The organism is Mycobacterium sp. (assembly GCF_049281135.1).
Classification (GTDB): domain Bacteria; phylum Actinomycetota; class Actinomycetes; order Mycobacteriales; family Mycobacteriaceae; genus Mycobacterium.
Map to the genome: position 1 here is coordinate 1 of NZ_JBAPRN010000539.1, position 10,588 is coordinate 10,588.

11 protein-coding genes are annotated in these 10,588 nt (G+C 65.2%); 6 read left to right on the plus strand and 5 right to left on the minus strand.

Going from position 1 to position 10,588, the window contains the following annotated elements:
* The first annotated feature begins 208 nt into the window (after positions 1-208).
* Positions 209-925, plus strand: a complete 717-nt coding sequence (locus tag WAN02_RS21190; protein ID WP_422266182.1) for an enoyl-CoA hydratase/isomerase family protein — start codon at positions 209-211, stop codon at positions 923-925.
* Positions 926-962: 37 nt separating this feature from the next.
* Positions 963-1,826 carry an ArgK/MeaB family GTPase gene (locus WAN02_RS21195; RefSeq protein ID WP_422266183.1) on the plus strand — a complete coding sequence of 288 codons (864 nt, stop codon included), beginning with the start codon at positions 963-965 and terminating at the stop codon, positions 1,824-1,826.
* On the opposite strand, the gene WAN02_RS21200 is transcribed toward WAN02_RS21195, so the two are convergent.
* From WAN02_RS21200 to WAN02_RS21210, 3 genes are read right to left on the minus strand one after another with little or no spacing between them, the layout of a single operon-like run.
* Positions 1,823-2,875: a CaiB/BaiF CoA transferase family protein gene (locus WAN02_RS21200; RefSeq protein ID WP_422266184.1), complete on the minus strand. Its 1,053-nt coding sequence runs from the start codon at positions 2,873-2,875 to the stop codon at positions 1,823-1,825. The two genes, WAN02_RS21195 and WAN02_RS21200, sit on opposite strands and share 4 nt — an antisense overlap.
* Positions 2,876-2,909: 34 nt before the next feature.
* Positions 2,910-3,335, minus strand: coding sequence for a cobalamin B12-binding domain-containing protein (locus tag WAN02_RS21205; RefSeq protein WP_422266185.1), 426 nt, complete (start codon positions 3,333-3,335; stop codon positions 2,910-2,912).
* Positions 3,336-4,913: a methylmalonyl-CoA mutase family protein gene (locus WAN02_RS21210; RefSeq protein ID WP_422266186.1), complete on the minus strand. Its 1,578-nt coding sequence runs from the start codon at positions 4,911-4,913 to the stop codon at positions 3,336-3,338.
* A 191-nt stretch (positions 4,914-5,104) separates the two neighbouring features.
* Between WAN02_RS21210 and WAN02_RS21215 the strand changes: the two genes are divergently transcribed.
* Complete coding sequence (locus WAN02_RS21215; protein ID WP_422266187.1) at positions 5,105-5,785, plus strand: GntR family transcriptional regulator; 681 nt, start codon at positions 5,105-5,107, stop codon at positions 5,783-5,785.
* On the opposite strand, the gene WAN02_RS21220 is transcribed toward WAN02_RS21215, so the two are convergent.
* Entirely contained in the window at positions 5,782-6,693 is a 912-nt protein-coding gene (locus tag WAN02_RS21220) for an SDR family NAD(P)-dependent oxidoreductase (protein WP_422266188.1), read from the minus strand. The genes WAN02_RS21215 and WAN02_RS21220 overlap by 4 nt on opposite strands.
* Before the next feature lie 318 nt (positions 6,694-7,011).
* Positions 7,012-7,680 carry a GntR family transcriptional regulator gene (locus WAN02_RS21225; protein ID WP_422266189.1) on the minus strand — a complete coding sequence of 223 codons (669 nt, stop codon included), beginning with the start codon at positions 7,678-7,680 and terminating at the stop codon, positions 7,012-7,014.
* Positions 7,681-7,750: 70 nt separating this feature from the next.
* On the opposite strand from WAN02_RS21225, the gene WAN02_RS21230 reads away from it, so the two are divergent.
* The 3 genes from WAN02_RS21230 to WAN02_RS21240 all read left to right on the plus strand — a co-directional run.
* Entirely contained in the window at positions 7,751-9,130 is a 1,380-nt protein-coding gene (locus WAN02_RS21230) for an LLM class flavin-dependent oxidoreductase (RefSeq protein ID WP_422266190.1), read from the plus strand.
* Positions 9,131-9,149: 19 nt separating this feature from the next.
* Positions 9,150-10,334 (plus strand): CaiB/BaiF CoA transferase family protein, encoded by a 1,185-nt coding sequence (locus WAN02_RS21235; protein ID WP_422266191.1) that lies wholly within the window; start codon positions 9,150-9,152, stop codon positions 10,332-10,334.
* 21 nt (positions 10,335-10,355) lie between these two features.
* Positions 10,356-10,588, plus strand: a 233-nt coding sequence (locus WAN02_RS21240) for an aldolase/citrate lyase family protein (RefSeq protein ID WP_422266192.1), incomplete at its 3' end; no start/stop codon positions are given.

Sequence of the window (10,588 nt, forward strand, 5' to 3'; positions counted from 1 at the left end):
GGAAAGAGCTTCGAGGCTGTCAAGCCCGCGATCGACGCCATTCCCGACGCGGAGGTTCACCTCCTTGAGGGTGCCGGTCACTGGCCGCAATGGGAAAAGCCCGACTATGTCAATGCCCGGATGATCGACTTTCTCAGCCGCGTGGTCGCCTAGATGCTCCATCTGATGGTGTTGGCGAAAACAGGCGAGCAGCGGCCGAAAACCAACCATGGTTGATCTCGAACTGGATCAAGGGCTGGCGGTCATCACGATTGATCGCCCGCATGCACGCAATGCCATCGCGCTGCATACCATGGACGAACTCGAGAAGGCCATCGACGCGGCCGAAGGTGCGCTGGCCCTGGTCATCCGCGGCGCCGGCGATCGGGCCTTCGTATCGGGTGGGGACCTCAAGGAACTCAGCGCGCTGAGGACCGAGAGTCAAGCCGTTGCGATGGCCTCGCGGATGCGCTCGATCTGCGATCGGCTGGCCGATTTCCCCGGCCCCGTCATCGCCGCACTCAACGGGCATGCGCTCGGCGGCGGGGCTGAGGTCGCGGTGGCCGCGGACATCAGGATTGCCGCCGACGACATCAAGATCGGCTTTAATCAAGTAAGTCTGGCGATCATGCCCGCCTGGGGCGGCGCCGAACGACTCGCCGATCTGGTTGGACGAGGCAGGGCGTTGCTGCTTGCGGGCAGCGGTGCCGTGCTCGACGCAGCAGAAGCTCAACGGGTCGGGCTCGTCGATCTGGTCGTACCGCGGTCAACGTTCGAGGACAGGTGGCGTTCAGTGGCCCGGTCGCTGGCTGTGGCGCCGGCGGCTGAAATCAAGCGGGTGCTGGCCGGGGTTTCCGCCGGCGACGCGATCGCCGCATTTGCCAAGCTCTGGATCGCCGACGAGCATTGGCACGCGGCGGACCGAGTGATGAAGCGCACCAAGTGATTCGACGATCGAGCACCCCAACCGGCGGCACCGGGCGATGAATGTCGCAGATCTCATCGACGCCGCGCAGAAGGGATCTTCTCGTGCGACCGGGCGATTGCTCAGCCTTATCGAGAACGGTCGCCCAGAAGAAGTGCTGGCGGCTGTTGGCGCATCGCCGGCCCGAGTGGTCGGCCTGACCGGGCCGCCTGGCGCAGGCAAGTCCACGACTGCCGCGGCGATCATCGGGGTGTACCGCCAGCAGGGCCGACGCGTAGCAGTCCTGGCTGTCGACCCGTCATCGCCCTACAGCGGTGGCGCGCTGCTCGGCGACCGCATCCGAATGTCGGCACACATCAACGATCCCGATGTGCTGATCCGCTCACTGGCGACCCGCGGCCACCTGGGCGGAATGGCCGCCGCGATCCCAGCGGCCATCCGCCTGCTGGGCGTGCTGGCCTACGACATGGTCCTGTTGGAAACGGTGGGAGTCGGGCAGTCCGAGATCGAAGTCGCCGCCGTCGCCGACACCACCATTGTTGTGCTCAATCCCGGCACGGGCGACGCCGTACAAGCAGCCAAGGCCGGCCTGCTCGAGGTCGCCGACATCGTCGTCGTCAACAAAGCTGACCGTGATGGGGCCGACCAGACCGTGCGGGATCTCCGAGCCGAGATCCAAGCACCGATCCTCAAACTTGTTGCCGCCCAAGGCGATGGAGTGACCGATCTGGTGGCCGCCATCGACAGCCACCAGCGCGCCGACAGCTTCGCGCGCCGGACCGCTCGGGCGCGCGCCCAGATTCTGTGCCTGGCCCACACCCGATTGCAGGCACATCCCGATCTGGTCGCACTGGCGGAATCGGTCGCCGACGGTCGAAATGACGCCTACGCCGCGGCGAACCGGCTCATCACCTTTCCTTAGACGTGATCCGGCGAGCCACCGTGCTCGCCCAGCCGCGGCGGCGGCTCGTAGGTTGGTTGGTAGCCGGCAACCTGGATGGGACTGCGGACCAACCGAAACCGACCGGCTTGTACGACGGCCTCCGGCGTAGCAGCCAACGCCTCCGGTAGCGTGCGAACCGCCGCCGCCGGAACCCCCAGCGGGCGCAGGCGCGACTCCCAGCCGGCAGCGGTGTCGGAGGCCAGGACCGCGGTCACCGCCGTGAGGACCTCGTCGCGACACGCCGCGCGCTCGGACATCGTGGGAAACCCCTCGATGCCCGCCTCCGCGGCGAATAGTCTCCAAAACCCGTCGTGGGTGATGAACAGCGCCAGGTAGCCGGAGGCTGTCGGGAACATTTGGGCTGGAACATAATACGAGTGGGCACCCAGCGGAAGGCGGAGCGGCTCAATTCCGTCGTTGAGCCACGCCGATGCCCGATAGTTGAGCTGCGAGAGCATCACATCGCGCAGCGATACGTCGATCTGGCCGCCGCGGCCCGAGACGATCTGGGCCAGCAGGCCAACCGCTGCGGTCAGTCCGGCCGAGTTGTCGGCCGACGAGTAGCCGGGCAGGATCGGTGGCCCGGACGGATCGCCCGTCAGCGCCGCGACACCGGTAGCGGCCTGAATGACATAGTCGAACGCCGGATCATCTCCGGCTTCAAAACCGTAGCCGGTCAGCGCCACACACACGATCCGATCGTTGTATCGGCGGAGCGTCTCGTAGGTCAGACCATACCGACGAATCGCGGACGGCTTGAGATTCACAAGTAGCGCATGCGATTCGGCCACAAGCTCACCCAGTCGGTGCTGCCCGGCTGCAGAGGCCAGATCCAGGCAGATGCTGCGCTTGCCCCGATTCAAACTCGCGAAGTACGAGTCACTCACCTGGCGCGAGATGTCCCCGCCCGGCGGCTCGATCTTGGTCACCCGCGCGCCCAGGTCGGCCAGTGTCATGGTGGCGAACGGCCCGGCCAGCATGGTCCCGACCTCAAGGATGCGCACCCCGGCCAGCGGTGCAGAAGTCACCGCGGCTCCCGGGTGGGCCAGGCGATCGGGAGTTTCATTGCACCGGACCGCACGATTGCTCCACACCTCCCGGGGCGTCGGTGAGCGCCCGGACCTCGCTGACCAGCGCGTCGAGCGGTGTGCCGGTGGGGAACACAGCAGCCGCCCCCGACGACAGCAATTTCGGGACGTCGGCGTGCGGAATCGTTCCGCCGACGACGACGGCGATGTCTCCCGCGTCGGCCGCTTGCAACGCCTCCACCACCCGCCTGGTGAGCGCGAGGTGGGCGCCGGACAGGATGCTCAGGCCGACGACGGCCACATCTTCCTGCACGGCGATCGATGCGATGTCTTCGATGCGCTGCCGGATACCGGTGTAGATCACCTCAAAGCCGGCGTCGCGCAAGGTGCGGGCGACGATTTTGGCGCCGCGATCGTGTCCATCCAGGCCGGGCTTGGCAACCAGAATCCGCACGGCCATCTAGAACACCACCGGTTGCTGGAACTCGCCCCACTCGGCCTTGAGCGCGGAAACCATTTCACCGACCGTGCAATACGCGTTCGCGCAGTCGATCAGCTTATGCATCAGATTGTCGGATCCGTCGGCGGCACGCGACAGTGCCGCAAGACTAGATTGCACTGCGGCCGAATCCCTTTCGGCCTTCACCTGAGACAGCCGCTTCAGCTGGGTGTCGCGCCCCTCGGCATCGAGCTCGTATGTCACGATCTCGGGAGGGGGTTCATCGGAGACAAACTTGTTGACGCCGACGATCGGACGCGCGCCCGATTCGATCTCCTGGTGCGCGCCGTATGCTTCATCGGCGATCAGGCCCTGCAGATAGCCGTCCTCGATCGCACTGACCATCCCGCCGTGGCGCTCCAGGTCATCCATGATCTCGACGATGCGGGCTTCGGTGGCGTCGGTCAGCGCTTCGACGAAGTAGGAGCCACCCAGCGGATCGGCGACGCTGGCGACGCCGGTTTCGTAGGCCAGGATCTGTTGGGTGCGCAGCGCCAGCGTCGCCGACTCCTCGGAGGGCAGCGCGAACGGTTCGTCCCAGGCCGCGGTGAACATCGACTGCACACCACCCAGCACCGCCGCCATCGCCTCATAAGCCACCCGCACCAGATTGTTGCGCGCCTGCGGCCCATACAGCGACGCCCCACCACACACGCAGCCGAAGCGAAACATCGAGGCCTTGTCTGTCGTCGCGCCGTAGCGTTCCCGCACGATCGTCGCCCAGCGCCGACGCCCGGCACGGTATTTGGCGATCTCTTCGAAGAAGTCCCCGTGGGTGTAGAAGAAAAACGAGATCTGCGGCGCGAACTGGTCGATCGTCATCAGGCCCCGCTCCACCACGGTGTCGCAATAGGTCACACCGTCGGCCAGGGTGAACGCCATCTCCTGCGCCGCGTTCGCCCCGGCGTCACGGAAATGCGCCCCGGCCACCGAAATGGCATTGAACCGCGGCACCTCCGCCGCGCAAAACTCAATGGTGTCAGCGATCAACCGCAACGACGGCTCCGGCGGCCAGATCCAGGTCCCCCGCGACGCGTACTCCTTGAGAATGTCGTTCTGGATGGTCCCAGTGAGCTTGGCCCGCGGAACCCCCTTGCGCTCGGCCGCGGCCACATAGAACGCCAACAGAATCGCCGCCGTCCCATTGATCGTCATGCTGGTGCTGATCTTGTCCAGCGGGATGCCGTCGAACAGGATCTCGGCGTCGGCCAAGGTATCCACCGCCACGCCGACGCGGCCTACCTCCTCACCGACCTCGGGATCGTCGGAGTCATACCCGCATTGCGTCGGCAGATCCAGTGCCACCGACAACCCGGTCCCGCCCTGCTCGAGCAGATAGCGGTAGCGGCGGTTGGATTCCTCGGCGGTACCAAACCCTGAATACTGCCGAAACGTCCACGTCTTGCCTCGATAGCCGGACGCGAAGTTACCTCGGGTGAACGGGAAGGCGCCCGGCGCCGGCGGCTCGTCGCGCAGGTCCGCCCGCCCGTAGACGGGCTTGATGGGGATGCCGGACGGAGTATGGGCCGTGTCATCCATCGACGATTACCGCACTTCCTTCAATCGGGCCGTCTGTGTCAGATCGGCCGAGATCGCCATCAAGCGACGATATCATATCGTACATCTGCAAGCCCGCTCGCGGCGAATGGGCGAGCGATGTTGCGGCCCAGAAGGTGCGCGAATCGCCGAAGGAATCTGACCTGCTTGGCGATACAATGTAAGATGTCGCAATGGCCGGAAAGCCCAAAACCACCATCAGCGCGCCGATCGCGCACAAGTCGATGACCGACCAAGTAAGCGAAAAACTGCGCAGCATGATCCTCTCACGTGAACTCGCGCCGGGAACGCGGGTCACGCAGGCCGATCTGGCCGAAATGCTTGGCGTGAGCACGATGCCCATCCGCGAAGCGCTGCTACGCCTGGGCGCCGAAGGCCTGATCACCGCCTCGGCTAGCCGGTCGTTCGAGGTAACCGCCGTAAACGGGCGCGGCATCCGCGACGTGTACTGGGTTCACGGCGTCCTGGCCGGCGAGCTGGCTGCGCGGGCGTGGGACGAAAAGTCCGACGCGCTGATTGGCACCCTGCGCCAGGAGCATAAGAACTACATCGCTGCCCAAAAGTCTGGCGATCACGAGGTTTTGACCGAAGTGAACCGGCGGTTCCACGCGGCGATCAACTCGGTGGCCGCGTCACCCACGCTCAATGTGCTCCTGCGAAACACGCTGCACTACTTCCCCGATTTCAGCCTTGACGTGTCGGGGTGGCGCGATTTGGCCAGAAGCTGGCAAGTCGAACTCATCGACGCCTTCACCAAGGGTGATCGGGAGAAGGCGCGTCAAGTGTCAATCGAGAACAGCCGCACCGCCGGTGAGTTGTTTGTCCTGACGTTCTGGTCGCCGACCGTGGCCTAGTCAGCCCCCACCGCACGCCGGTAGATGTCGACGATCGCGCTCATATCAGCTGGTACGTGATAGTCGGCCTCGTCGCATATCTGGGCGAAGTTCTGCGCAACCTTCTCGACCGTGAGCTCACTGTCCACGTAGCCAACGGTTTCCCCGACAAAGATCCTGGCCATCCGCCCTGCGCCCACCGCGAACGCTTCCCCACTCACCGGGCATGTCTCGTGGACGAGGAACACGCTGCCCGGGGCCACCAACTCAGGTTTGGAGTACGTTTCCATGAACTTTGCCTGCGGAGTGGGTGGGAGCCCAGCGGCCAATCGCGTGTAGGCATGTGGTGAGACCATATTCACCCGGATGTTGTATGAGCGCCCACGCACAGCCAGGCATCGCCCCAACCCGAACGCGCCCATCTTCGTCGCACCGTAGGACTGGATCGGCCCATAGGTCGCTCCGTTCGAAGCGCCGAACAGTCCGGCGCTGGAAGTCGTTAGCAGAATGCGGCCGTACTGCTGGGCCTGCATGTGCCCCCATGCCGCCTCAGTGAGCCAGAACGCAGCGCCGAGATTAACGGCAGCCAGTTGCTCGAAGCTTCCCTCGACGATGCCGGCGTTGTGGATTAATACGTCGATGCGACCGAACTCCTGGAGCGCGCGGCCGATAACCGCCTCGGCCCCTGCCTGGTCAGCCACCGAATGGGTATCCGCGACCGCCGAACCTCCCGCGCCGGTAATCTCGGCGGCGAGCTGCTCAGCCGGGACTGCCGATGGACCCGAACCATCGGGCGCCACGCCGACATCGTTGACGACCACCGCGGCGCCGCGCTGCGCCAAGAGCTGCACGTACTGACGCCCGACACCGCGTCCGGCCCCGGTGACCACAGCGACGCGGCCGTCGAATCGGAGCTCGTTCATCGTCATGCCGTTTCCGCCATGCGACGTCCGGTTTCCCCGGCGGCTGACACCCTAGTGCGACGCGGTTGGTTGTCGCTGTCGGTCATTCGTTTCACGCACATGCCCGATCCGCCAAACTCACGAAGGTCATTTACGATATGATATCGTACGACCAGGCTCGGGTCAAAAGTCAGAGGTGGGGCACCACGCAGCGCTCAACTGTCGCCGCACAATCTCGCTGCAGACGGTTTCGTGGAGTCTCGCTTGTCTGAAACGTCCAGCTCCGGATGACGTTGTAAGACAACGTCTGCGACGACGCACCAGGCACTAGGGCGGCCGTGATGGTTACGAGGCCGGCGAAGCAGTCGACGCGTGGTCGAGCCAGGCCGCGAGCGAGCGACCCGCGTCGAGCACGTGGCGTTCGGCAACGGCCCGCGCGCGTGTTGCGTCGCGGTCAGCGAGGGCCGACAGCAGCTCGTCGTGGTCGTCGAGCGAGTGGTTCTCCTGTTCGGGGAACACTGCCATGAAGTTGGAGGGCACGACGCGCACCGCTTGGCGGAGTTGCGCGAGGAGTCGGGGCGACTGCGCGGCGCGGTGCAGTTCCTGGTGGAACCGCCAGTTGGCGTCCACGATGCTCTCCTTGCCGGCGCGCAACTGCACCTCGGCGGCCAATTTGCCAAGCAGCTCAAGGCGCTCGGGGTCGATCCGCTCCGCGGCCCACGCTGCCGCCTGACCGCTGAGCACTGCGAGGATGGTGAAGCTGTCCATGACATCGGCGGGGCTGACGCCGATCACGGTGATACCGCTGCGGGGAGCGACACGAACGAGACCCTCGTATGACAGCTCCAACAGCGCCTCGCGGACGGGGGTGCGACTGGTGGAGAACTCGTCGGTGATCGAGTCCAGATCAAGGCGCGTGCCGGCGGGCAACGCGCCAGTGAGGATGCGATCGCGAAGCTCGCGCGCCGCGCGTTCGCGGACGGTTCCAGAGACATCGACGTTGCGAGGTGCCATGACCTGCATCGTAGCCGATGCGTCACACTTAGCATTTGATATGTGAAATATCAGATGTTAGACTTCAGCTATGGACAAACGGCGCGATCAGATGGCCCTAGTGGCGTTCATGCAGGCTGGCAGCACGTCGGTGTACGCGGGTTCGTGGCGGCACCCCGCCACCGAACACCGCTACCTCGACGCCTCGTATTACGCGAAGATCGGACGCCAGCTCGAGGAGGGCTGTTTCGACTTGGTCTTCTTCGACGACCGACTCGCGATGCCGGGCATTTACGGCAACTCAGTCGCCGATGCTGTCCGATTCGGTGCCCGCCCGGTGAAGCTCGACCTCAGCGTCGTCTTGGGGGTGCTAGCTCAGGCGACATCGCGAATCGGGCTCGGCGCGACGTGCTCGACCACCTATTACGCCCCATTTCATGTCGCGCGCACGTTCGCGACTCTGGACCACCTCTCCCGCGGGCGAGCGGCGTGGAATGTGGTGACGTCTGTCAATGACAGCGAGGCGCAGAACTTCGGCGTCGACGCGCACCTGGGCCACGACGCACGCTACGACCGGGCCGATGAATTCCTCGACGCGGTGGCCGGTCTCTGGGACACCTGGGAAGACGGTGCCATCCTGCACGATAGGGCCAACGGCATCTACGCCGATCCGGCCAAAGTCCACGAGCTCGGACACGTGGGCGAGTACTTCTCCGTGCGCGGGCCGCTGACCGTCCCACGCACCCCGCAGGGGCGCCCGGTCATCATTCAAGCCGGTTCGTCGGGCCGTGGGCGTGAATTCGCCTCTCGCTGGGCCGATCTCATCTTCACCGGCGACCCGGGAATCGAAGTAGCCCGCAATCACTACGCTGACCAGAAGGAACGTATCGCAGACGCAGGCCGCGATCCGGCATCGGTCAAGCTGTGCCCGATGGCCTACGCCGTAGTCGGGGAATCCGAAGATCACGCCAAGCAACGCGAGCAGATGTTGCTCGACGAGCTGGTGCACCCGATGGCGTCATTGACGTTGCTCAGCGAGCTGATGAATTATGACTTCTCCCAACACGATCTCGACGACCCGGTCACCCATGAGCTGATCACCTCGGTGTCGGGCATCCGGGGCCTGGTGCAGAATCTGCGCACCCACATCGGCGGCGACACGGTCACGCTGCGTGACCTAGTGGGCCACCGCGCCACCCTGCTGCAGGGCCCACGCTTCGTCGGGACCGGACCCCAGGTTGCCGACCAAATGGAGGAATGGTTCCACGGCGGCGCCTGTGACGGATTCGTACTCGCCGCAACACATCTGCCCGGTGCCTTCGAAGACGTCGTGCGGATGGTCGTGCCGGAGTTGCAGCGGCGCGGACTATTCCGTACCGCGTACGAGGGCGCCACTCTGCGTGAACACTTGGGGCTTGCCCGGCCGGTCTGCAGTCGGTGGGCGGCCTCGCGCGCGCACGCTCATGCCTGAGCATTCGAGGTCGACCGCGATGCTCGACGGTGTACGGGTACTCGACCTCGCCACGCTGGCCGCGGCCCCCTTGGCCGCAACGTATCTGGGCGAGTTCGGTGCCGACGTCATCAAGGTCGAACAGCCAAGTGGCGGCGATCCTATCCGCACCTGGGGCAACCAACGCGACGGTGTCGGGTTGATGTGGAAGTCGGTGTCGCGCAACAAACGTTCGATCACCCTGGACCTGCGCGTACCCGAGGGCCAGGCCCTGTTGCGCCAACTGGTTGAGCATGCCGACGTCGTGGTGGCGAACAACCGCCCGCACACACTGCGGCGGTGGGGCCTGGACTACGCGTCGCTCAGCGCGGTCAACGACCGAATCGTGATGTTGCACATCACCGGCTACGGGCTGACCGGGCCAAAGAGCGAGCGACCCGGCTTCGGCACGCTCGGCGAGGCGATGAGCGGCTTCGCTCACATCACCGGTCAGGCCGACGGGCCCCCGACCTTGCCGCCGTTCATGCTCGCCGACGGCGTCGCTTCGCTCAACGCCGCCTATGCCGTGATGATGGCGCTCTACCATCGCGACGTGCACGGCGCGCGCGGCCAATTGATCGACATCAACCTGATCGACCCGCTTGCGCGGCTGCTGGAGCAGACATTGCTGGGCTACAACCAGCTAGGCCTGGTACCAACCCGGGCCGGCAACCGGTGGGACATCTCGGCGCCGCGCAACACCTACCGCACCCTCGACGGCCGCTGGCTGGCGATGTCAGGCAGCTCCCCCGCGCTGGCGCTGCGGGTGTTCCGTGCGATCGGGCGGCCCGACCTCGCCGACGATATCGACTTCTCAGACCCCCAAGGACGGCTGGCGCGGGCGGAAGAGGTCGACCAGGTTGTCGCCGACTGGGTCGCCACCAAAACCTTGGCCCAGGCCATGGACGTCTTCGACGCCGAACAGGTCGCCGCCGCACCGGTTTACGACATCACCGAGCTGGTGGCCGACGAACAGTTAGTGCATCGCGAAGTGTTCGTGAAGGTCGACGACGACGAATTCGGCGCTATGACGGTGCAGGCACCGGTCCCGCGCTTCTCCGCCTCGACCGGCCAAGTCGATCACCTCGGCCCGCGCCTCGGCGAACACAACGCCGAGGTCTATGGCGACCTGCTCGGCCTGACCCCCACCGAAATCGACAACCTGCACGCCAGAGGCGTGCTCTAACTACCGGAAGGAGATTCACCGATGACCTCGTTGCTACGTCGCTCGGAGCTGGCCATTCCCGCCAGCAATGACACCATGTTCGACAAGATCGCCACTGTGGGAGCCGATCTCGTGTTCCTGGACCTCGAAGACGCGGTCGCCCCAGCTCACAAAGAGACGTCGCGGGAAAAGGCGATCAAAGCGTTGAACGAACTCGACTGGGGTCGCACCGCGCGCGCTATTCGCATCAACGGGCTCGACACGCAGTGGTGCCA